The organism is Pseudomonas sp. NPDC087697 (assembly GCF_044743155.1).
Lineage (GTDB): Bacteria > Pseudomonadota > Gammaproteobacteria > Pseudomonadales > Pseudomonadaceae > Aquipseudomonas.
In genome coordinates this window covers 52004-72125 of record NZ_JBIUVW010000031.1, presented here as the reverse complement: position 1 = coordinate 72125, position 20122 = coordinate 52004, and the positions used below count along the sequence as shown (strand labels likewise).

At 59.2% G+C, this 20122-nt stretch carries 27 protein-coding genes; 5 read left to right on the top strand and 22 right to left on the bottom strand.

The features are described from left to right. A partial coding sequence (locus ACIPIN_RS19945) for an integrase arm-type DNA-binding domain-containing protein (RefSeq protein ID WP_401121214.1) occupies positions 1-336 on the bottom strand: 336 nt, incomplete at its 3' end. A gap of 660 nt (positions 337-996) precedes the next feature. Here ACIPIN_RS19945 and ACIPIN_RS19940 point away from each other — a divergent pair. The 5 genes from ACIPIN_RS19940 to ACIPIN_RS19920 all read left to right on the top strand — a co-directional run bounded on the left by ACIPIN_RS19940 (position 997) and on the right by ACIPIN_RS19920 (position 5170). Beyond that, positions 997-1305: a DUF1778 domain-containing protein gene (locus ACIPIN_RS19940; protein WP_401121212.1), complete on the top strand. Its 309-nt coding sequence runs from the start codon at positions 997-999 to the stop codon at positions 1303-1305. Beyond that, the gene (locus tag ACIPIN_RS19935; protein WP_401121209.1) at positions 1263-1781 is read left to right on the top strand and encodes a GNAT family N-acetyltransferase; all 519 of its coding nucleotides are present in this window, start codon (positions 1263-1265) and stop codon (positions 1779-1781) included. The genes ACIPIN_RS19940 and ACIPIN_RS19935 overlap by 43 nt, the downstream gene beginning before the upstream one ends. A gap of 507 nt (positions 1782-2288) precedes the next feature. Continuing rightward, on the top strand, positions 2289-2666 hold the full coding sequence (locus ACIPIN_RS19930; RefSeq protein WP_401121207.1) for an NUDIX hydrolase: 378 nt from the start codon (positions 2289-2291) through the stop codon (positions 2664-2666). Positions 2667-3340: 674 nt separating this feature from the next. Further along, complete coding sequence (locus ACIPIN_RS19925) at positions 3341-4045, top strand: hypothetical protein (protein WP_401121205.1); 705 nt, start codon at positions 3341-3343, stop codon at positions 4043-4045. Between the two features lie 108 nt (positions 4046-4153). Further along, complete coding sequence (locus ACIPIN_RS19920) at positions 4154-5170, top strand: hypothetical protein (RefSeq protein ID WP_401121203.1); 1017 nt, start codon at positions 4154-4156, stop codon at positions 5168-5170. Positions 5171-5264: 94 nt separating this feature from the next. Here the strand turns inward: ACIPIN_RS19920 and ACIPIN_RS19915 are convergent, their stop codons facing one another. The 21 genes from ACIPIN_RS19915 to ACIPIN_RS19815 form a co-directional block, all read right to left on the bottom strand. Then, positions 5265-6236 (bottom strand): hypothetical protein, encoded by a 972-nt coding sequence (locus ACIPIN_RS19915; protein WP_401121200.1) that lies wholly within the window; start codon positions 6234-6236, stop codon positions 5265-5267. After that, a complete protein-coding gene (locus ACIPIN_RS19910; protein ID WP_401121199.1) occupies positions 6209-6913 on the bottom strand; it encodes a hypothetical protein in 705 nt (234 codons plus the stop codon). The genes ACIPIN_RS19915 and ACIPIN_RS19910 overlap by 28 nt, the downstream gene beginning before the upstream one ends. Next, positions 6910-7449: a DNA-binding protein gene (locus ACIPIN_RS19905; RefSeq protein WP_401121197.1), complete on the bottom strand. Its 540-nt coding sequence runs from the start codon at positions 7447-7449 to the stop codon at positions 6910-6912. The genes ACIPIN_RS19910 and ACIPIN_RS19905 overlap by 4 nt, the downstream gene beginning before the upstream one ends. Then, positions 7446-8369 (bottom strand): hypothetical protein, encoded by a 924-nt coding sequence (locus ACIPIN_RS19900; RefSeq protein ID WP_401121215.1) that lies wholly within the window; start codon positions 8367-8369, stop codon positions 7446-7448. The genes ACIPIN_RS19905 and ACIPIN_RS19900 overlap by 4 nt, the downstream gene beginning before the upstream one ends. Next, positions 8369-9091 (bottom strand): hypothetical protein, encoded by a 723-nt coding sequence (locus ACIPIN_RS19895; protein ID WP_401121195.1) that lies wholly within the window; start codon positions 9089-9091, stop codon positions 8369-8371. Before ACIPIN_RS19895 ends, ACIPIN_RS19900 begins: the two co-directional genes overlap by 1 nt. Before the next feature lie 7 nt (positions 9092-9098). Further along, entirely contained in the window at positions 9099-10976 is a 1878-nt protein-coding gene (locus tag ACIPIN_RS19890) for a phage tail protein (protein ID WP_401121193.1), read from the bottom strand. 8 nt (positions 10977-10984) lie between these two features. Continuing rightward, on the bottom strand, positions 10985-11509 hold the full coding sequence (locus tag ACIPIN_RS19885; protein WP_401121191.1) for a phage tail protein: 525 nt from the start codon (positions 11507-11509) through the stop codon (positions 10985-10987). Then, positions 11502-12677: a baseplate J/gp47 family protein gene (locus ACIPIN_RS19880; RefSeq protein ID WP_401121189.1), complete on the bottom strand. Its 1176-nt coding sequence runs from the start codon at positions 12675-12677 to the stop codon at positions 11502-11504. Before ACIPIN_RS19880 ends, ACIPIN_RS19885 begins: the two co-directional genes overlap by 8 nt. Next, positions 12674-12991, bottom strand: coding sequence for a DUF2590 family protein (locus ACIPIN_RS19875; RefSeq protein ID WP_401121186.1), 318 nt, complete (start codon positions 12989-12991; stop codon positions 12674-12676). Before ACIPIN_RS19875 ends, ACIPIN_RS19880 begins: the two co-directional genes overlap by 4 nt. Beyond that, positions 12988-14973, bottom strand: a complete 1986-nt coding sequence (locus ACIPIN_RS19870) for a phage tail tape measure protein (protein WP_401121185.1) — start codon at positions 14971-14973, stop codon at positions 12988-12990. The genes ACIPIN_RS19875 and ACIPIN_RS19870 overlap by 4 nt, the downstream gene beginning before the upstream one ends. 4 nt (positions 14974-14977) lie before the next feature. Continuing rightward, on the bottom strand, positions 14978-15118 hold the full coding sequence (locus ACIPIN_RS19865) for a DUF6890 family protein (RefSeq protein WP_401121182.1): 141 nt from the start codon (positions 15116-15118) through the stop codon (positions 14978-14980). 23 nt (positions 15119-15141) lie between these two features. Continuing rightward, positions 15142-15429 carry a putative phage tail assembly chaperone gene (locus tag ACIPIN_RS19860; RefSeq protein ID WP_401121180.1) on the bottom strand — a complete coding sequence of 96 codons (288 nt, stop codon included), beginning with the start codon at positions 15427-15429 and terminating at the stop codon, positions 15142-15144. Then, positions 15426-15683 carry a hypothetical protein gene (locus ACIPIN_RS19855; RefSeq protein WP_401121177.1) on the bottom strand — a complete coding sequence of 86 codons (258 nt, stop codon included), beginning with the start codon at positions 15681-15683 and terminating at the stop codon, positions 15426-15428. The genes ACIPIN_RS19860 and ACIPIN_RS19855 overlap by 4 nt, the downstream gene beginning before the upstream one ends. A 1-nt stretch (position 15684) precedes the next feature. Continuing rightward, positions 15685-16086, bottom strand: coding sequence for a DUF1353 domain-containing protein (locus ACIPIN_RS19850; protein WP_401121176.1), 402 nt, complete (start codon positions 16084-16086; stop codon positions 15685-15687). After that, positions 16076-16291 (bottom strand): hypothetical protein, encoded by a 216-nt coding sequence (locus tag ACIPIN_RS19845; RefSeq protein WP_401121174.1) that lies wholly within the window; start codon positions 16289-16291, stop codon positions 16076-16078. Before ACIPIN_RS19845 ends, ACIPIN_RS19850 begins: the two co-directional genes overlap by 11 nt. Next, the gene (locus ACIPIN_RS19840; protein WP_401121171.1) at positions 16292-16684 is read right to left on the bottom strand and encodes a D-Ala-D-Ala carboxypeptidase family metallohydrolase; all 393 of its coding nucleotides are present in this window, start codon (positions 16682-16684) and stop codon (positions 16292-16294) included. Between the two features lie 208 nt (positions 16685-16892). Then, positions 16893-17342 (bottom strand): phage protein, encoded by a 450-nt coding sequence (locus ACIPIN_RS19835; RefSeq protein ID WP_401121168.1) that lies wholly within the window; start codon positions 17340-17342, stop codon positions 16893-16895. A 5-nt stretch (positions 17343-17347) separates the two neighbouring features. Beyond that, positions 17348-18463 carry a DUF2586 domain-containing protein gene (locus tag ACIPIN_RS19830; protein WP_401121167.1) on the bottom strand — a complete coding sequence of 372 codons (1116 nt, stop codon included), beginning with the start codon at positions 18461-18463 and terminating at the stop codon, positions 17348-17350. Between the two features lie 10 nt (positions 18464-18473). Further along, entirely contained in the window at positions 18474-19157 is a 684-nt protein-coding gene (locus ACIPIN_RS19825) for a phage virion morphogenesis protein (protein WP_401121164.1), read from the bottom strand. Continuing rightward, entirely contained in the window at positions 19144-19590 is a 447-nt protein-coding gene (locus ACIPIN_RS19820) for a phage tail protein (RefSeq protein ID WP_401121162.1), read from the bottom strand. The genes ACIPIN_RS19825 and ACIPIN_RS19820 overlap by 14 nt, the downstream gene beginning before the upstream one ends. After that, entirely contained in the window at positions 19587-20048 is a 462-nt protein-coding gene (locus tag ACIPIN_RS19815; protein WP_401121160.1) for a head completion/stabilization protein, read from the bottom strand. Before ACIPIN_RS19815 ends, ACIPIN_RS19820 begins: the two co-directional genes overlap by 4 nt. Positions 20049-20122: the final 74 nt, after the last annotated feature.

Genomic DNA, 20122 nt, shown 5'->3' with positions numbered 1-20122 from the left:
CCAGTCGAGCGCAACGCTTTCAAAGGTTCTGCCTTTGATTACGGCTTCCGCCTTGGCTTGGTGCTTGGTCTCTATAGGATCAACGCCATCCGCAAGCATTCGCTTAACTTCCAAGCGCTTGCGGCGCGCATCGGCGAGGCCAATGACGGGGTAGTTGCCGAACGAGGTCAGTCCTTCGCGTCCGTCAGGTTTGACGTAACGGAGCCGCCAGCCTTTACGGCCATTGGGTTGGACTAGAAGGTAGAGGCCGTCGCCGTCGAAAAGCTTGTAGGCGCGGTCGGTGGGCTTGGCTGAGCGGCAAGCCGAATCGGAGAGTGGAGCAGTGGTGCGCGACATAAGGGTACTCCCCCTTTATCGAATTACCTTACCCCTAACATTACCCCTAAAACAGTTGGAATCCACCAGTTTCTGACGGAAACCGATGGAACCCCAAAACGAAAAAACCCGCCAGAAGGCGGGTTTTTCGGGGGTTCCAGAGATTTTGAAAGCCTTCTCTGGAACCTTGTATGGTGCCGGCACCAGGAGTCGAACCCGGGACCTACTGATTACAAGTCCAATAAAAAGCTCAATGTTTACTGGGGGAGAACGTATGCCTCAATATTTTGGCGGATATTTGGGAAATGGCCGGCGAGTATTTACGGCAGGTGTGGACGTTTTGTGGACACTCTCCCTTGGCAGTAAGGAGAAGACAACAGCCTTTCCCGTGGGAGAAAACCTCATCTTGTCCTTTCTACCGATCGTCCGATGCGTGTAGCTATCTGCGTTACGTGTAGACGGTAGATACACGGCTCGAGTATGATTCGCTCCAGGGGTCAACAAACCCTGCTACTACGATAAGCACCAACGTAAGCACCAATGGCCAAAGGGCCAAAGGGCCAAAGGGCCAAAAATCCAAGAGGGAACAGCTATGAAATACCTAACCAGCGTAGCCACGACGAAATGAGTCTAAGGAGGTAAGACACCAACACCACCACGAAAGACCACTGGAGAAAGACCATGACCAGCTCTCTATTGCGTGCGGAATCCGCTGCAACAGAAAAAACCAAACCCGTGCCGATCAACATGCGGGTCGATTTTAAAAAACGAGACTTGATCGATGTGGCCGCTGCCATGTCGGGAAGTGATCGGACCAGCTTCATCCTGGATGCTGCTTGTAAAAAAGCAGAGGAAGTCATTCTGGATCAACGCCTGTTCGTCCTTGCCGACGATGACTTTGACGCTTTCGAGCAAGCCTTACAGAGCAATCCCGTAAGGAGTAATAAATGTCTACAGAAATTGCTGAACAGGCCGTCCCGCTGGAGCTGAGCGCTCCGGTAAAGTTGAACGAAACCCACGATCTGGATGCCTTCGATTGTGGTGAGGACTCGATCAACGAGTACCTGAAGAAAAAGGCAATCAAGGCCCAGATCGCGAAAACAGCCACTGTATTTGTCGTGTGCATCAAAGACACCGGTACCGTCGTCGGCTATTACACACTGTCGAACGGTATGATCATGCGGGCAAACGTCGTACCCAAGAAAGCGCAGCGCAACTCACCCGACCAGCACCCGATCACAATCCTGGGGCGTATGGGAGTGTGTAAGACGCTCCAAGGCACTGGCCTGTCGCTCGACCTGATCCAAGATGCGGTTCTCCGTGCTCTTACCGCCTCAGAGGACGTTGCATCGACCGCTCTCGTAGTCCACCCACTGAATGATCGGCTGGTGGGGCTTTACGAGAAAGCTGGATTCCTTCGCAGCCCTCAACTGTCCTCAATCACGATGATGCTTCCGTTCATCTGATTGGTACCGCACTCCAACTGGCCGCACTTAATTGCGGCCGGTTAAATGCTATCCCCACTTCCCCACTTCCCCACTTCCCCACTTCCCCACTTCACAGCTGCTACGGCAGCTCAGTAGCACGACCTCCGCGCCACCATGATGGACCGGACCTACTGAATCTGTAGAGCACCATTTTCAGGGCATCCAGCACTTACAAATTTTCCGCGTACCACTTTATGTACCAAACACGTCTATTACCTTCGCTCCTTTGTTATCTCCCGCTCAGGAGTCCCCTCATCTCACCCCCACGCTCGGGTTTTTTATTCTGTCGTTTTCGCAGCAGCCTCTATGATGCAGTCAAGGAACCGCTTCATAAATCAGCTGATCGACCATGACTCATTGGCACCATTACTGCTTATTACAGATATTTGAAGAATTAGTGACGACGCTCAGATCGACGTTGTCTCAGTTACATTCATTCGAGTTGCGAATCAGGATCGCGACCAAGCACGATCATGGGGCAAATGGATGAAAGAAAGAGCGACAGTGATTTGCAAACGAGACGATCAAATCCTCTACGTGCGCAAGCAAAAATCCAAATGGGCTCTGCCAGGTGGGAGGGTTGAATCTGGTGAAACGCCCGCGCAAGCGGCTGTCCGAGAGCTATGCGAGGAGACTGGGCTTGTAGCCCAAGACTTGGTTTTCGTAGCCGAAATTGAAAAAGACAACGTCTTGCATCATGTATTCATGGCAGCAATATTGGTAACGGATAAGCCATCCCCGAGGAATGAGATCGCCGCCTGTAAGTGGCTGGCCTTTAAATACCTCAGCGACCTGAAAACTAGCCCGGCTACCAAATCGATCGTGATGTCATTTGCTCAGCAGGAGCTGGTTACGGATCAATAAAGATCTCGTCACCACCAAATTACCCTTTCCCTGCGACCGACCTGAAACGTCACGTTGCCTGCGTGCGAAAAACACCCCGGCCCACTCCCAATACGTCGTTTCCCATGGTTTTGCCATGCCCTCCTAAAAGGACCGATTGACTCACTTTCTCAACGTCAAACTGTGAAATGACGTTATCAGCCTGCAAGCCACGTCATGCCTGGTCTGCGAGGGCATTTGCCGATCGCCGCATGCGGATATTTCTCGCTCGAAATTGATCCGTCGCGTTTTTGAAAACACGCCAAAACCAACGGTTTCCAGTTTTTTGCCCAGTGAAACTGGGGGCCCCAGCGTGGTCCTCTCCGTGACAGCCTGTAGCGCCGCGGTGCAGTCGAGCTGCATCTCTTTGCAAAACCTTGCACAAAATGAAATGACCGAGCCCCTGCAGAGCTCTACGGCTCGCCTGGGCTACAGGTTCGTTTGCACTACTTCTGGATTTGCACAAAAAACTTACGCAAGGCTCGTCGGCGGGAGGGGGATAAGTGCTTTTTCAGACGTTTTTTTCTTCGAAAGAGCTTCTTCGCACCGCTGACAACAGATCTCATTGCAGCGTAAGTAGGAGCTCTGCTGATTCATTCCTCACCGGTGGCCAATGAGATAGGATCGGACCGAACACGGAAGGAGCGAGCGGAAACATGAACGTAAAGCGGATATGGCGAAAAGAGGCACGCAAGAGGAGAGCTAACGATTTCAGAAAAGATCGAATGATCAGAAACTGGCCTATTCATGCGCAACGGGCGGTAGAGGTGTTTCGAGCGTTCGCGCTTGAGGCTGAAAAAGATGGTGTCCACTTAATTGTCAGAGAGCCTGAATGGTCCCCACACCCAGATTCATTGGGTGAGTTCATCATTGGAGCAACCTCGGTGCACATTCGTTTTGCATCGGAACTCACGGGCGAGGGTTTGTTGACTCGAACGACAGATGGCGAGACCACCCGGCTAGACCGTGAACGGGGGGCAGAACTCATCATTCACCACTCACCGGCGGACGGTTCGATACAGGTGTTCTTTGAATATCCTGTTTCTAATCTGGAGGAGGAAAAGAGGAAGGAACCCCTCCTATATACCTTCACCTACAACACGGACCTCCTGACATACGACTGGTTAACCTCCCTACTTCCGCGGTTTCTTGCTTTCAATAGAGTCGAAAGTCGCTTGGAGCATCCAAGCTATCTCGACACTTGGCGCATGCGATGGTGGCGTTTCACCGATGTTAGAAATCGGCGTGGGTACCTCGATACTTTTCAACACCTTCTGACCCCTTGGGAGGTACTTCTATTAGGTGCTTTCGTTGCCCTGCCTGGCTTAGCGTTCATCCAATGGCTATGGAGCAAACTGTGAGTGCGCTCTGTTGGCATACCTGGATCCCCAATTGCTGGGCTGAACATGCATATCTGGCAAATCTGTGGCAATGTTCGGGGCATTCACTGACGGATAATGGACGATTATATGAACAGCAAAATATTGCCGGTTTTTCCGTCACTTTCAGAAGCGCTCAAGGAGCGACAAGGAAGCGGATTCACCAACCGCGTGAACGAGTATCTGGAAGTCATTAAATATCACTTTGACTTCATGTTTGAGTCGAGGACTAGCGCTGAGCTGACCGCCCATTCAATTGCTCAGCCTGGAATGCCTGGCTTAAGAGTAAGATCCACTCCAGACAATAAACTCGCGGTCGACCCAGCTTCATTTATTGAGATTTCACGTTATGGAGATATGGCTATACGCGAGGCCGCAACAGCCTTGGATACAGCATTACTTTTAACAAACTTCATAATTGGCAGCCCCGTCCTTCAAGATAAACTTGTATGGAGTAGCACCAACAAAAAAATATCTTTACAGACCCAGCTTGAGCAGCTGAAGACGAAGGAAATTGATGAACTAACCAGCTCTATATCGAGTGTATGGGAATCCATCGGGCTGCACCTGTTACATAAATACCGCCATTGGGTAACCCACAGAGGCGCACCTCAAGTACGCACCACTCGGGATTGGAGTGAGCCGCTTACACTCCCTGTTGATTTGGCTATGACCAATGAAGCTCATCACCAGCTCATGATTATTCAAAGGTATTTGAGCCAGGTTATCTCGGATAATGTATCGATTGCCTGCGCTTCGTTCTACCCAGATATACAGGGATATCTGAGTGGCACATTCACTGAAGACAACAATCCGCTCCCAAATGATTTCCGAGTTCAGGACGGCGGATCAATAACCTTCACAAATACAAAAATCAGGAGTGCGAACCTACTAGAAAATAAAGACGTATACTTGGCATCCCACCAAGTTGGCGTTGCTGATGGCATAATTAACTTTGCGGGCGAATGCTTGTCCGTTTACAAGTTAGAGGACTACCTTAGCGCTGTAGGTCATATCACGAGCTTTATATGGGAATGCTTTGGTAGTGAATGGGATAAAAAACTGGCAGCGGTTTTCTTGCTTAATGAAGGGAAGTACCCGAGATAGATAGATTCTCTACGATACTTGCTGAGGAAGCATAGAAGCCTTAAGAGCTCGCCACGTTACACCTACGCCAAACACAGCCTTGCATCTGTAATAGTTACAATGTCACTGCTTTGAGGGTGGCTGAAAGTGTCCCAGCCTTTGATGCGTCAGTGATGAAGGCGGTCGCAGTAGCAGGAACGGGGCTGGAGCCGTGGACGTGGCCGGCGATCTGCGTGGCCATCTGCTCGATCAGGTCCAGGGTGTCGCACAACACCTTAAAGATGTTCACCGACTCCGACCCGACGTGGTTTTTCGGCGCGACCAGACGTTGGCTGATCCCGGCCACGCTCTTGCGCAGTCCTTGAATCTTCTCCTGCATGTCGCCACCCACCGTGGCATTGTGCGTCTGCCCGACCACCAGGTTCAGATCCCGGCCGGTCGCCTGGTGCAGATCGTCCACAGCCGCCAGGCTTGCGGATCCGCCCGACAGCAGCTTGAGCGCGCCCAGGGCTTCAATCTTTTTAACCCCACCCACCGACTCGGTCGAATGGTCGTCCACCGTCCGGGTGTGGCTTTGGAACTGCTCGCGGTTGTCCAGGGCTTCCACGTCGCGCTCGATCGCCTTGTCGGTGATCTTGCCATCGGTCTGGCGTAACCAGTTGCCGTCGGCGTCGACGCGCTGCTGGGCGGCCTCGCTGTGCTGCCAGACCTGATCGCCCTTTGGCACCATGGGCATGCTCAGCCCGTGCGGCAGGATCGTCTGGATGTAGGGCTTGTTCGGCAGGCCGTAGGCAAAGCACACCACCACCTGAGTGCCTTCCTCGGGAAAGGCATAAATGCCCATTTCCTCGCCACCGGTGGGCAGTGGCAACGGCACGCCCGCGAGCTGGGGAAGCTGCGGATCGGGCTCGCCGTCTGGTCCCAAGACTTCGATGTCGACCGCATAGCGCGGCCGGAAGTCGTCGCAGATCCCGGCGCCGGCCGGCGCATCAGCCACGGCGATAACCCGGGCAAAGCGTGGCAGGTGGTAGCCGCCGGTCAGTTCGGGGAATTGTCGCTCTACAGCGCGGCGGATTGCGTCTTCCATCGGATGGCCATCTGGTCGTTGGCCAGGGTCACACTGGTGATCCGCTCGCCGTGGTTGATCGTTGCACCTGGTCGTAACCCGGGAAGGGCCGCGACCATCGCGCTTTGGTTGCCCTGGTAGCCGTCGAACAGCTCCGTGGGGATTTGCAGCGGCGCCCGGGCGCCGAAGAAGCTGTCAGCCCAACGGCCCACAAACACTTCGCCGTCACCCTGCTGCTGCCAGATAAAGTCGGGGATGCTGAACACCCGCGCCAGGCTGTCCATGGCTTGGTAGCCGGCGGCCAGGCTGTAGAAAAACGGCGCTTTGACACTGGCGTAAGGCTGGTCCGGAACACGAAAGCGCAAGCCGGTCAGGTCGCTGATCTGGCCCAGCACGGCGCGCAGATCCACATGACGTAGGTTCAACGGCAGCGGCTTGGCCAGGATCGCAGCCAGCTCGCGGCAGAACAGCACCTGTTCCACCGCATTCGCCGGCGTGCAGCGCTCGACGTAGCCAATGAAGTGCCGTTGCAGCGTGCCTTCGTTGTAGCCGATATCCAGCGTCACCAGGCCTTTGACCGGCACCGGTGACTGAATGGTGAACGTCGCACGGCCTGGGCTGGTGGCATCCAGGCGTACATCCTCTTTCACCAGGGGTACGCGACTGCCGTTGATGCTCAACACCTTGTGCAGCTTCATGTCTGTTCACCGGGTGCCAGCCATTTATCCACCTTGCTCAGCACCTTTTCGAAGCCGCTCAGCTCGGGGTTGTCGTTGGTTGAGTCTTTGCCGCCCACCTCGCTGCCGGGGCCGCCCTGGGCGTTGACCTTGTTCCCGGCGCGGCGGTCTTCCACTTTCTCCGGATTCGATTTGCGTTCACTCAAGGTGAACTGGACCAGCCACTGTCGAAGCGAATCGTCTTCCCGGGCGCTGAGGCCATCGGAAAATTCGACCTGGCGAATACCGAAGGCCTCGGCCGTGTCGTTGACCACCCGATACAGGTGCAACTGGCCACCGCCGGCGGTGCCCTCGGCCAAACGCATCAGATCGGTCAGATGGGACTTATCCACGAAGGGGATCATCAGCGAGACGGTCAGGGTCTTGGGCTTGAAGCCCTTGTGGGCCTTTTCGGTGTTGCTGGTCTGGCCGGACATGTCGCCGCTTTCAATCCGCAGGTTGGCCGTGACCTTGAGGTTCTTCCCTTGCACCTGATGCCCGTCGAGTAACAGTGTCATAGGCCGACCAGCTCCCGCACAAAGCTCAAGCCATCCTCGGAGCCGACCAGCAGCACGCCGGCACACAGCACCCATTCGTGCCCCGGGGCATCACCAGCCAGCAGCTCGCGGCGCAGTTCGCTGGTGTTGCCCGGGCCAATCAGGCGCGCGCGCATGCTGGTGTCTTCAGCGCCGCCGGCGAGCAAGGCTTTCAGGTCGTCGAGCTGCTGGTCACGGCCTTGCTGCTGGGCCGCTTTGCGGGTGGCCAGCGCGGCCAGGTCGCCCAGTGGCGAGCTGTCGGCCGCGTAGCTCTCCAGCACCGCCAGTTGACCGGCCATGGACTGCTTGGCGGCCTTGACCACTGTGCAGCGCTCCAGGGGCAGCGATTGCCAACGCGGCAACGGGCCGGCGTTGGGGATTTCCCACTTTTCGGACTCCAGGGTGGTCAAGTGACGGGCGCGTCGTTCGGTGCGCACCAGATCCGGGATCGGCAACAGCGCATTGAAGCGCGACAAGGTGCTGGCCAACTGATCGAGGCGCGTGCCCAGGAACAGAATCGACAGCGCGTATTGCGGGCCAGCTGGGCGTCCGCTGTCGCTCACGTCGTCCAACTTTTTCGCCAGGTGTTCCAGCAGGTTCGGTGCCGACAGGAAACGCTGATAGCCACTGCCCTGGCCGATCCCGCTTTGAAACGGAGTCACCACCAGGCACGCCGGCGCCTCGCCCATCTGGCCAGCCAGCGCGGCACGGCCGGCGGCGATCGGACCTTTCGCGGCATCCCCGACCGGCCCCGGGCTGGTGCTGGCCAAGCCGTCGAGGCCGGTCAGGCGCAACGCGGTGCTGGCCAGCTCGCCGCTGGCCAGATCCTTGGCGGCTGACAGTTCGCCCATCCATTGCGTAGCCTGTTCCGGCCAGCGCATCGTCACCGGTGCCCAGTTCATCACTGCACACTCTCCCAGGTCACGGCCTCAAGCGCTGCAAGATCATTGGCAGCCAGGGCTTGGTCTAACTGTTGTTTGAGCTCGTTGGCTTTTTGCAGCAGCTGCAACTTGAACAGGGTTAAATCGTCAGTCACCTGACGCAGCTGCTGCGCCGTGTGTAGCCTGAACGCTTTCAACCCCTGCTCATCACGGCATGCGTAGGGCATGTCAACTGCCAGGGCCACCGCGCCGGTCAGGTTCAATTGATCACCCAGTTGACTGCTGTACTGGTGACGATCGCCCAGCGCAGCAGACCAGAAGTTACTGGTGATCGCCCCTTCACAGGCCGTGTTGATGAGCTGAGTCTTCGATGCATGGAGCTTTTCCGCCAATGCGGTGATCCGTAGCTGTTGCGCTGCGGGGTCAAAGGCCCAGCCCGCACCCGTCCAGAAATCGTCCTCCGATGGGCGTGGCTGCGAGGTCAGCCCTGCAGGCAGCTCGCCCAATTGATCATGTTTAAAGGGGGTTCCGTCAGTCGTGCGATAGACAGTTCCCCGGTGATCGGGAAGCTGAGCCAGTTTCTCCCCACGCAGGCACCAGGCGTGCCCATCGGCCGGTGGCTTCAGAGCCTCGGTCAATTGAATGGCATTGCTCGGTAACTGGAGCCCCAGACCAGGGACAACAGGTAGTTTGACTGGGCCGCTAACCAGGCCAACGGGATCGATCAGGTAAATGGTTGTCATGGGCACCTCAAATAAACTTCATGCGGCCGGGATAGGCGATGTTGCGCGGCCGTGCGACACCCACGACTGAGTTGGTGCTCAAGGGTGAAGCCTCCGCTACCACACCGGCCTCATTGATGTTGGGGTAATGACTGATCGTGACGGTGTCAGCACCAAACGCCGAGGCAGCATCTTCTGCCGTGGTCATTGCCCGGGCACCCTGGATGCCGATGGCCGCGCTTTGGTCGTACATCATCAAACTGCCGTGCTGTGAAGTACCGGCCACACGGAGTGAATCAACACCCCGGCCTTCGTCCAGTACTCGCAAGAACTCGGCTCGACCATCTGGCCCACGGAACGTCGCCACCCCGTCACCGCTGGTCCATTGCCCTTCTTTGCCTGTACGCGCCGCTTCAGTCGTCAACATGCCGGACTGCTGGGCGTGGTCCCACATCCACGGCCATTCGGCGCGGATCAGGATTGACCCGGCCAGTGCGCCATTGCCACCCGGCTGGAATACGCTGGTGGTTTCGAACACAGGCCGGCCGAGGGGCGTCGTGTCCAGGCGCCCGATCGGCCACCAGTTGCCGGCACCGTCACTGCGCAAGTGCCAGAAGTCACCAGCTCCCATCAGCACCAGGAACGAATAACCGGCAGCGTTCAGATGGGTGTGGAACTTGATCTTTTCGGCGCCGCTTGCCTGAACGACCAGACGGTTGCCGGTGTTGTCTACGCGGCGAATGATGAAATCGATAACGCCCAACGCGGCAGTCGCTGGCGGTAGCTTTATGGTTCTGTTGCCTGCAGAGGCGTCGACCACGACCAGACCGCGCTGGGCGGCGGTCAGCGTCTTGTCAGCCGAGTAGTTGGAGACGTTGACGCAGATCGATTTCCACAGGGTCGCCACGGCCTTTGACGTGGCCAGCGATTCGCTGTTGTCTTCTTCCAGACTGTCGCTTTTGGCGTTTGGTAGGTTGCCCAGGTCCACGTCGTCCTTAGTCGTCGCCCTGGCGCGCAACTCGGGATAATCGCCAATACGCAGGGCGAACTGCTGAACGAGGGGGCCGTTGATTGCTTCCACTGGCCGGCGATCGGTCACGCCAGCGGCGGCCAGATCCGCGATAGCCACGCAGTAGTGCTTTGCCCCAGCGCTGTCGGTGTAATCGGCCTTGTCGGCGCCGAAAACCACCGTCCAGCTGGCGACCACGTCGCTCAGTTCGCGCTGCAGCACGACATCCAGCCAGGCGGTCGTTGGCAGTGCCGGCGGCACCACCGGCAGCACCGCCGTTCGCATCAGGCGTACACCTTCGATGTACGCAGTACCGGGCTTAAGCTGATATGCGCTGCCGACTTTCTCCAGCTGCAGCGAACTGCCGAAGAAACACGCCCGCCCGTAGATATCGCGGTTGCTCTGGCGCTCGCGCTCATCGATGCCGGCCAGGCGCACGGTGAAGTCATGCTGCCAGGTGCTGGCGTCAATGGTGATGCCGGTCAGCGCCTGGGCGCCGTCGAAGGCCACCAGGAAGTTGCGCGTCAGGTTGTTGCCGATCTGCAGCGGCGGGATGTTGCGGCGTTTGATCTGCAGCGGCACGTAGGCCACGGCAAACAGCACGCCTTCGGCCGTTTCCAGGCCGATCCAGTTGAAATCCCAGTCGCCGACGTCGGAGCCGATCTGCGAGCTGTACACCACCTGGTTGGGGTTCACGTAACCGGCGTTGCCGTCGGGGATGTCATAGACGTGAACAATCTGCCCATCAGCAGGTTTCGGCGCAGCGCGATCGACCGGGCCGCTGGGATCAAGGCCGGGGACGTTGGCAAAAATGAAGCGCACCACATCAAGCCCCTGCTGGGCTGCGTGCTTTTGCGCGATAAGGGTTTCACCCGCTAGGGTAATACTGGCTCCCATGGGGGCTCCTAAAGGCTGGCAACCAGCGTTTGCTGGTCGTCGTTGAAGTCGACCACGGTGATGCGCAACGGCACCGGTGTAATGGTCACGAAGTCATAGCGGCGGCAGGTACGGCCGTACTGCTGAATCAGCACGCGCAGCAATTCGGGGTTTTGCGACAGTTGGGTATCGGAGAAACGCAGCAGCACCACGTCCCAATCCCGATCGGGCATGCGCTCCTCAATCTCGACGTAGCCGACGCCGAGCCGCTGCAAGATGCGTTTCATGCCGGCGGTGCTACCGGCGTCCACCGCATTGATAAAGGCGTATTTCACGCGCAGGCGGTAAAGAGCCTCGGGTTCGTCCTTGAAACGGGATATGTCGCGCTGCCAGGCCAGCAGATCGAGCACCACCAGGTGGCAGGTGTCCGCGTCGAGTTGCAACAGAGGCCAGCGCAGCCAGTCCTCGACTTTCTCCCACCAGGATTGGGCGGCGGCGGTGAGTTTTTCCAGCTCGGTACCGCCCAGCCAGAAACGCAGGCTGAGCTTAATCATTGGGTAGAACCTCCAGACTTTGAATCCTGGGGATGTTCAGTTCCGAGAGGATGTCGTCGTTGTCAAAGTGGAGCGACTCGATGCCCGGGAACTGCTGGTGCAGCTCTTCGCCCAGGCGGCTGAATGAAAAGCGCGATTGCGGAAATGTCAGCGTCGGCCGGTAGTCGCTGGTCGTGCTCTCGCGAAAGGCGGCACGGATGAATAACGCGGTTTCGTCCACCAGGGTTTGGCGCTGGGCAGCGGTCAACGTTGAACGCGGCCAGAGCGTCACGCTCAGCGCGTGCAAGGTTTCGGGCATGACCAGCACCAGCAGGTCGTCGCCATGGCCATGGTTGCCCAGGTCGCGAATGTGCGCGTTGATTTGCTCCAGGTAAGTCGCCGCCGGCACGTCCGCGTCAAACAGCACATAGGCATTGGCACTGCCCGGACCACGCGGGGCCCCGTGCTCGAAATACACACCATCGGGCCGCACGCCCGGGAAGGCGGAAATCATCGCCCGGTAAACGGCGTCGGTGTGCCATTGGTTGACCGCCGAGAACTGGTTACGCACGCGCAGACGCAGCTCGTCGTTGGGTTCCTTGTCCGCCCCGGGCGTGGTCAACCAGCCGTCGGCGTTGGTCACCTGGGCAATGCCTGGGATCGGCACCGGCAAAACGGCGTAGTACCCCGGCGCCAGGTTGAAGCCACTGCCCACGTCGACCGCTTCGACCGGAATCTGCAACTGCATGGTGCCATCGGTGAAGGTGCCGATCGCCGTCGTCACCAGCTGATAGATATGGCCATTGATTGCGGCCGACTGCACCGCAATGCCCTTTTCCAGCTCCATGACGCCGTCCGGCGTGGCCCGGGTAAACAGCAACGTGCCTTGGGCTTTCGTGGCGCCCTTGCGCTCGACATTGACCGCCCACGCGTGCATGTCGAGCCAAGCGTCTACTGCCGTTTTCACAAAGAAGTTCGGCAGCACGGTCATGCACATGAAATCCAGCAGCCACAACACCGGCTTGGTGACCAGCGCGGTCATGACGCGCCAGAACGGCGAATAGCTGCTGGTGTTGGCCACCTTCGCGCCCTGGGCTTCGACCTCTTTTTCCCAAGCCGCCTTCAACCCAGCCTCGGTGTTCGGAATGCCGGCGTCAGCGATCACCTTTTTAAAATCGACCTCGCTCACAGACTTACCTCAATCGAACCGAATTTCAGGGTTTTGGCGGTGACCAGGTACTGGCCAGGCTCCAGCTGTTTGATGTGTGCCGTACCCGGCACCAGGCGCTCGTCGGCCTCCACCAACAGTTCCAACTGCTGGATGCAGTCGCGCTGACGCAGCCGATCGCGCTCGGCCACCAGGGTGACCAACAGACCGCTGTCGCGAATCATGTGCGCGATGTCCTGGGCGATGCAGGCGCGGTCATCGATCAGCCGCGGCTGGTGCGAAGGGTCCAGCGCCAGGTCGTTGTCGATGATCAACAGATCGATGTACTCGCTCATCCGCCCACCGCCATGGCGACCATGTTTTCCATCTCCAGCGGGCTCATGGCCTTGCTGGTGTGAATGTTCACGTTCTCCACATGGTTACCCTTGTTCTGGCTGTTGCTGGTGTTCTGAATGCTGGTCAGCAAGCCACCAGGCGGCACCGCTGTCGGGCGTGTTGGCGAAAGGCTGGGCATGGCTGAGTTGATGGTCTGTTGGGCTTTCTGCGCGGCGTTGGCGGTTTCAGCGGCGGTCATTGCCGACTGCGCACCCGGTATTTCCGGCATGGCGCCCAGACGCGCTTCGATGTTCACGCCGGGGATGGTGTTGATCATTTCGATCAGGCCGTTAATGGCCTTCTGAAAGACGCCGACGATGCTGTCCCACGCGGCACTGGCCATGCCTGACCAACCACCCATGGAGTTGAACCAGTCGGACATGGCCTGGAACTGGTCGCTGACCCACTGGAAGGCCTCGCTGTTAAGCAGTGCGCTGGTCCACTCGTCCCAGTAGTAGATGGCGGCGGCGACCACCGCGACCAGGGCAACCACCGCGACGATGATCAACACCACCGGGTTGGCCAACAGTGCGGCGTTGACCAGCCAAATCGCCCCTTGCCACAGCAGCATTGCGGTTTTGACCAGGCCCATCCAGGTGTACATCAGGACCAGCCCAGCGACGAACGCAACGACCATTACCGTGTGATAGATGAACATCGCCACACTGCGCAGGCCGGTCATGTTGAGGATCTTCCAGACCGTCACCAGGCCCAGCCAGGTCATCTTGGAAATGCCCACCACCAGGGTCAGCAACGACATGCTGGCGATGATCCCGAGAATGGTCAGCGTGGAGAGGCCAATCACCCTGGTGATGTTCGGAAACAGCTGACTCCAGCGCATCAGGGTTTTCCCGATATCCACCATCTTTTGCATGAACGGCGCCAGGACCGGAATCAGCACCTGGCCAAACACCACGCGCATGCCTTCGACCAGGGAGGCCCATTGCTGCCACGGGTCGACCATGGCCTGGGCCATCTGCTCGGCATTCTCCAGGCCTCGGACGTTGCCCAACTGATCCATGCCGTTTTTCAGGCGGTCGGTATCGGCCATCAGCGAGCTGATCAGCCGCGCCGCTTCGCCGCCAAAGGCATCCCGCAACTTCTTGCCGTTGGCCTCGATCGACAGATCTCCGAACTTGCCTTTGAGCTTGTCCAGGATGTCCATCATCGGCAGCAATTTGCCCTGCTGATCGATAAAGGACATGCCGAGTTTTTCCGAAGCACCGCTGACGTTCTCGAAAAACGATTTGTACAGCCCGCCAGCCTCGCCACCGTCCATGGTGCCGCCCAGCGTACCGAGCACGGCCATTTGTTCGGCCAGACTGACGCCGGCCGTGCTGGCCAGTCCGCCGGCGGCTTTGAACGCCTCGCCGATCTGTTCGCCGCTGGTGCGAAACAGCTGCACCGCCAGGGCGGTCTGGCCGCCCAGGCGCTCGACCCACTCGCCCTTACCCATGGCGTCGGCCTGACCTTTGAACAGGTTGTACATGGTGCCGACGTAGCTACCCATGGTGTTGGCGTCGGCCTTGGTGGCCTTGGCCAACAGGTTGCTGGTGTTGGTAAAGGTGGCCAGCTGGTTACCGGTCAGGCCCTTAATGGCGCCCTCGATGCTGTACGCCGAGGCGACAAAGTCCCGGGCGTTCTCGCCGTAGGCGACGGAAAACTCCAGGGCCTTGCGGTTGAGTGAGCTCAGCGCGTCCTCGGCCACGCCCAACGATCGGACGTCGCCCAGGGCGCGATTGACCTCCAGCGCCGGCGCCATGGATTGCTGAATGCCGACCACGGCTGCCGTCAGCCCGCCCAGGCCAAAGCCCATCGTCTTGATGTGCTTTTCACTCTGCTCGGCAAGGTCGGAAAATCCCATTTTCACCTTGCCCAGGGGCGCGGTGACCTTGTCGGTCAGGCTCAAGATAAAGGCCAGGCTGGCGCTACGGTCTGCCATGTAATTACCCGTTCAGAGCAAAGGCGATGCCGTTTGCTACGGCAATCTCCATGCGTCTCCAGTGTTCGTCCTCCAGCCACTTGGCCGTGCCCATTGTTTCGGGCGTGGGCTCGGCGTCAGGAAGCCAGCGTTGAGTCAGGACCACGAGCTGGCCCAGGCTGCTTTCGGTCAGGCGCTCAGCGTGTCCAAGGGCTTTTTTACGACCGCCTCAATTTCTGGCGAATACTGCTCAAGCAACAGGCCGGTGAGCTGCATCACTCGTACCGGGTTGACCAGCAACGGCTTCAGCGTGGCGCGCTCGTCCTGCTTGACGGTGGTCACCAACAGGTTGTTGCCCGGGGCTACCTTGTTGTTTTGGGTCAGGGCGTTGAAGTACTTGGTCACGTCCACCGGGGTCAGGGTGAAAGTGAAATCTTGTTCGCCAATTGCCAGGGTGATATCGCGTACATCGGTCATGGGACTGCTCTCTTGTTGAGGTTTTTAAAGTAGGTGTCTAGGTGGTTTTCCAGGCGGTCTTCCAACCGGGTAATCACCTTGTCGAACTGGTCGTTTCGGACGTAGTTCTGTGCCAGGTACAGGCGCAACTCCAGGTGTTCGCGGCGGGCGGCGCTGATCTGCTTGAACAGGTACACCTGGAAGCCCACCACGCCGGTCAGGGCCAGTTCCGTCAGCACCAGCAAGATGCTGACGGTCAGCGGGTTTAACTCCATGTCATGTGCTCCAGGTGCCGCGTCCGCCGAGGCGCACGGCCTTCCACATCAGCCAGGCCAGGGCGGTATTCATGCCTTCCTCGCGTAGTGCGTCGTAGAAGATCCGGTCAGCCTCGACCTTGGTGAACCGGTGGGTCAGGTGGGTGTAAATGAAGTCATGAATCACCGAGGGGCGTCGGGCTTCCGGCTCTTCCCGATCAATCAGCCAGCGCGCCAGGCGCGGCACGCTAGCCAGGTCCGACAGGTAACCGATCGGCACAACAATCAGCTGTGAAGCGCGGGGTTGATACCCGGCGGGCTGCGCAGGCGTTGGGGCGTAGTGGCGAAATTGCAGCTGGCGAACCAATTCCCAACGCCGATGGCCTGGGCGGTGACGCAACTCCAGGTCACTTTCAAAAGGCATCGGCGGCGCACTCCACGCGGATCTTGTTCGGTGCGGTGTCGCTGGCGATCTGTGCTCGCAGCAGCACGCGACCCGGCTCCGGCGCCTTGCAGTACATCGCCACCAACGTGGACGCGCTGCGCGCAACCACCGCATGGGTATCGCTGAAGGCACAGCCGACCAGGGCGACGACGGTGAATAGGGCAACAATCAACAGTCGGGACATTCAGTAGCTCCAGATTGCAGGGCTGGGTAAGCGGCCGCCGGCGGGCGCCATGCCCAGGTGAATAAAACGGGCATTGCCGCGCTGGCTGATCCCGAACCGGGTGAACTTCAGGTTCATGGCCAGACGCAGAATTTGTACGGCGTCCTCACCACGGCAGCGCACATCAACGGCCAGGCCGGTGCAGTGTTCGCCGGGCGCGGGCTTGTTCACTTCCACCGGGTGCTTGGGGCAACGGTAGGCGCTGCTGAGCGCCATAGGCCGCCCGAACTGCTGACGCAGGGTTACCAGCTCAGCCATGAATGCCGGGGCCATTTCGGCGCCGCTGCTGTTGCACTTGCCGCACTTGCAGCGCAACTCAGCCGCTGCGAAGTGCGGCCAGGTGATGAGGCTCATCGGCGTTTTCCTTGCTCTGAAAGTGATTCACAGGGTGTGCAGCGGAGAATCCCACCCAGGGCGCGGCGCTGTTCCGGGATTGGTTTTTCGCAGTCCAGGCAGTGGATGCGGCTCGGCCCCGAGGGGCGCGGCCGCGCACGCTGAGCCTTGATCGCGTGTTCACGCTCCAGCAGCTCCAGCTTCGAGGCCTGTTCGAACCAATCCCCCATCAGCGCAGCCCCTCGGTCTCTTTGGCATCCAGGTACGGCACACCGTTGATGCGGATAAAGTCCGGACTGGTGACGTCGAACGGCACCTTGTGTTTGGACTTCTCGCCGCCCTTTGGATCGATGCCCAGCAGGCTGGAAATTTTCACCTTGCAGCCGAAGGCCTCGACGCGCAGTTCTTCCTCGCCGGCCTTGGCGAAGAACACGACGTCGAACGGTTCCAAGGCGCGGAAGCTGCCCGCCGAACGTGCAGCCGCGATCAGCAAGTTAAAGTTTCCGGTGTCCAGCTCCATTTCCCCGGCCGCTGCTACATCGCCTTCGACGAAGCCGTCCGGCACGCCCCGGGTGTGCGCCACCGCCGAGTTGTCGGTGATGTCCAACGTGCAGTTTTCAACGTGAACCGCCAGGTCACCCAGGGTCACGTCGAAGTTCTTGCCGCCAATACGTGACATAGGGGTTACTCCGGTTTGTCGTTGGAAAGATCCAGGGCGATGTTCGCCGTCAGGTCTTTCGGGCAGTTGAGTGGGGTCAGCTTGATAAAGGCCTGGATCACGGTTTTGCTGTGCCAGACCAGCACCAGGTCACCGTCTTTCGGCGGCTCGATGTCGCCGGGGAACACCTCGCCGTTGAAGGTCGAGGACTTGGCCATTCGACGCAGCGGTGCCATCAGTTGGTTGGTGTTGACCGCCATGCTGTTGGGGGTGTTGTTCAAGCGACGATCGGCGACGCGGCGGATCAGCAACGGTCGGATCTGGCGCGCGGCCTTGTCGGTAATGCGCAGGTACTCGATCACCTGAAAGTCACTGCCGGGGGTGTCCAACATGTTGCCGTCGGCCCAGTACACGCCCTGGTAATCGGGATAGGTCTGCGAGACCGAGAAACGGGCCTTGTCCAGCTCGGCGCGGATCGAGGACGGAAGCGGCACCTTGTCCTTGTCGATCGGAATCGGACCAAGGCCCAGCACGGCACCGGTGGCCACGCGCATCGGACTGTCGGCGATGCTCACGGCGGCGTTGGCCAGTCGGCCGGCCAAAACGCCCAGGTCATTGCCGTGCAGCTGCGGCACGACCAGTACACGGGGTGCAGCGAGACCGGCCACCAGCTTGTTCTGTTCAGCCAGGTATTCCGCCCAGGTTTGTTCCGGTGTGATGCCGGCAACCGAGGCCATCACAAACACACGGCGGCCGTAGGTGTTGTTCAGCGCCATGGCCGCGTCATGCAAGGCCGAGAGCTCACCCGGTGTGGTCGCCGGTTTGGTCACCACGACGGCTTCCACGGATACGCCCTGTTGTTGGGCTTTTTCCAGCGCCTCGGACCAGTTGCCTTCGGAGCCGATCGGTGCGGCCATGCACGCCCAGCGCTGGCCACCGTTGAGGTATGCGGCCTTGATTTGGGTTTTCAGGTCGTTGGGTTTGATGCCCAGGGCATCGTCCAGGTCGCTGTCGGTGTTCAGGGGGATCAGCTTGCCGACGTTCTTTTCGGCGGGACCGATGAAAAGGAAATAGCGTTCAATCTCAGTGACGGCACCCTGGCCCAGATTGAGATTGTTCACGGTGACTTGACCGAGTGCCATGCAGTGCCTCTTAGCGGGGTGAATTAAGGATTTGTTGCAGCACCTGGTTAACCAGCTCGCTGGTATCCCGGTCGGTGCTGACGCCGATGATCTGGCGCTTTGGCAAAGTGATTTCCCAGCTCTGCGCGCCCGTTGATTCGGTTCGTTCGTCGTTCAAAATGCGGATCAGCAGCCCCGCTTTGGCGTAGTTCACGTGCTCCTGAATCCACGCCACTGACGGCCGGGTCAGGGTCTTTTTGCCCGCCTGGCGCACCCGAAAGCCCAACCGGCGCAAGCGCTTGGCCTGTTTCTCGGTGGCCGCCAAACCCGGGGGCGTCCTGTTCCAGCGGCGCATCTGCGCGGCCGTGCGGCGCTCGCTCACGCCGTTGTGTTGCTGCGCGGCGACCCAGCGGGTCAGCGCGTTACGCCAGCCCAGCTCGGCTTCGTCGGCGCTGACGCGAGTGACCACCATCAGCTTGGCCAAGCCGGCTTCCATCTTCTTTTTGCCCTTGCTGGAGCCCTTGCGAGCCTCAAAGGGCGAGCCGTCCAGGTTCTGCTGATCACGCACACGCTTGCGGTTCATCGTCCGTACGCGCTTGGTGACGTTGTTCAGCAGACGCCGGCGCAGCTGCGGCGGCAGGCTGAGCAAGGCCAGTTGCTCGCGCACACCCAGGTAACCGCGTGCGTCGAGCTCGACGGTGCTACGGCCGGCCATGGCTGGAAACCTCGCCGCGCTCGGCCACCCACAGGTCAAACGGCACAAACGCCCAGGTCTTGCCGAACGCCTCGATCTCGCCGGCGGGGTCTTCGGCCAGGTATTGCGGCTCGATGAACTCCAGGGTGATATCCACGTCGGCTAGGTCGTTATCCAGCATCGTGATATCGAACTTCGCCTGCGGCAGCTCACTGCGGTCCTGATCGTGGTTCTCCAACCAACTGCCCACCAACGCCATCAGACGTCCGGGATGGTCGGCGAAACGCTCCAGCGCGATGGTGGCGCTGTAGCGCATGTCACCCATGCGCATGCCGTCCACGTCGGGCTTCCAGATCAGTTCCAGGCTGACCTGCTCGGTCCAGCTGTCGAGCTGTTCCGGCAGCACCAGCTGGCGTTCCAGCAAGTAGGCGGTCAGGGCTTTAAGCTTGATCACAGCAGCGCCGCCGTGATGCGGCCACGGCCTTGCAGAGAGCGCACGGATTGCTGACTGAAGGCCAGAAAGGTTTCCGATCGTTCGGGCAGTTCCTTGCCGGTGTTTTCTGCCAGTTCGCGGCGGGTGATCGTGGCGAACTGAGTCAACAGGCTGGCCTTGGCGCGGCAATACACGGCGCGCTTGTACGTCGCTGTGTGAAATGTGCGCTCGGGCAGCACCATAGGGTCAGCAGATTCCACGCTGGTGATGCCAGCGGCCTGCCATTTGCCTTTGCACTTGGCCAGGTCGCGATTGACCTCGACCATCGCCGTGGTCAGGTCAGTGACCAGCAGCTCAACCAGGTACTCCGCCGGCAGACGGTAGCCCTTCTGGAACTCGCTCACGGAGAGGTCCGGCCAAAAGCCGTCGTTCTCGATCGCTTGTTCCACAAAGGTGGTGGGTTTCCCGGAAAAGCTCATTGCTGGCCACTCAAATAGGGCGGGGAAACTGTTTCTCGTGGGGCGGGCCATAAATGGCCGACTCACGTCCACAG

Excerpts from the sequence above, each read along its gene's own strand:
- ACIPIN_RS19940 (WP_401121212.1), top strand. The coding sequence starts at position 997 with ATGACCAGCTCTCTATTGCGTGCGGAATCCGCTGCAACAGAAAAAACC.
- ACIPIN_RS19935 (WP_401121209.1), top strand. The coding sequence starts at position 1,263 with ATGTCTACAGAAATTGCTGAACAGGCCGTCCCGCTGGAGCTGAGCGCT.
- ACIPIN_RS19930 (WP_401121207.1), top strand. The coding sequence starts at position 2,289 with ATGAAAGAAAGAGCGACAGTGATTTGCAAACGAGACGATCAAATCCTC.
- ACIPIN_RS19925 (WP_401121205.1), top strand. The coding sequence starts at position 3,341 with ATGAACGTAAAGCGGATATGGCGAAAAGAGGCACGCAAGAGGAGAGCT.
- ACIPIN_RS19920 (WP_401121203.1), top strand. The coding sequence starts at position 4,154 with ATGAACAGCAAAATATTGCCGGTTTTTCCGTCACTTTCAGAAGCGCTC.
- ACIPIN_RS19915 (WP_401121200.1), bottom strand. The coding sequence starts at position 6,236 with ATGGAAGACGCAATCCGCCGCGCTGTAGAGCGACAATTCCCCGAACTG.
- ACIPIN_RS19910 (WP_401121199.1), bottom strand. The coding sequence starts at position 6,913 with ATGAAGCTGCACAAGGTGTTGAGCATCAACGGCAGTCGCGTACCCCTG.
- ACIPIN_RS19905 (WP_401121197.1), bottom strand. The coding sequence starts at position 7,449 with ATGACACTGTTACTCGACGGGCATCAGGTGCAAGGGAAGAACCTCAAG.
- ACIPIN_RS19900 (WP_401121215.1), bottom strand. The coding sequence starts at position 8,369 with ATGAACTGGGCACCGGTGACGATGCGCTGGCCGGAACAGGCTACGCAA.
- ACIPIN_RS19895 (WP_401121195.1), bottom strand. The coding sequence starts at position 9,091 with ATGACAACCATTTACCTGATCGATCCCGTTGGCCTGGTTAGCGGCCCA.
- ACIPIN_RS19890 (WP_401121193.1), bottom strand. The coding sequence starts at position 10,976 with ATGGGAGCCAGTATTACCCTAGCGGGTGAAACCCTTATCGCGCAAAAG.
- ACIPIN_RS19885 (WP_401121191.1), bottom strand. The coding sequence starts at position 11,509 with ATGATTAAGCTCAGCCTGCGTTTCTGGCTGGGCGGTACCGAGCTGGAA.
- ACIPIN_RS19875 (WP_401121186.1), bottom strand. The coding sequence starts at position 12,991 with ATGAGCGAGTACATCGATCTGTTGATCATCGACAACGACCTGGCGCTG.
- ACIPIN_RS19870 (WP_401121185.1), bottom strand. The coding sequence starts at position 14,973 with ATGGCAGACCGTAGCGCCAGCCTGGCCTTTATCTTGAGCCTGACCGAC.
- ACIPIN_RS19860 (WP_401121180.1), bottom strand. The coding sequence starts at position 15,429 with ATGACCGATGTACGCGATATCACCCTGGCAATTGGCGAACAAGATTTC.
- ACIPIN_RS19855 (WP_401121177.1), bottom strand. The coding sequence starts at position 15,683 with ATGGAGTTAAACCCGCTGACCGTCAGCATCTTGCTGGTGCTGACGGAA.
- ACIPIN_RS19850 (WP_401121176.1), bottom strand. The coding sequence starts at position 16,086 with ATGCCTTTTGAAAGTGACCTGGAGTTGCGTCACCGCCCAGGCCATCGG.
- ACIPIN_RS19845 (WP_401121174.1), bottom strand. The coding sequence starts at position 16,291 with ATGTCCCGACTGTTGATTGTTGCCCTATTCACCGTCGTCGCCCTGGTC.
- ACIPIN_RS19840 (WP_401121171.1), bottom strand. The coding sequence starts at position 16,684 with ATGAGCCTCATCACCTGGCCGCACTTCGCAGCGGCTGAGTTGCGCTGC.
- ACIPIN_RS19835 (WP_401121168.1), bottom strand. The coding sequence starts at position 17,342 with ATGTCACGTATTGGCGGCAAGAACTTCGACGTGACCCTGGGTGACCTG.
- ACIPIN_RS19830 (WP_401121167.1), bottom strand. The coding sequence starts at position 18,463 with ATGGCACTCGGTCAAGTCACCGTGAACAATCTCAATCTGGGCCAGGGT.
- ACIPIN_RS19825 (WP_401121164.1), bottom strand. The coding sequence starts at position 19,157 with ATGGCCGGCCGTAGCACCGTCGAGCTCGACGCACGCGGTTACCTGGGT.
- ACIPIN_RS19815 (WP_401121160.1), bottom strand. The coding sequence starts at position 20,048 with ATGAGCTTTTCCGGGAAACCCACCACCTTTGTGGAACAAGCGATCGAG.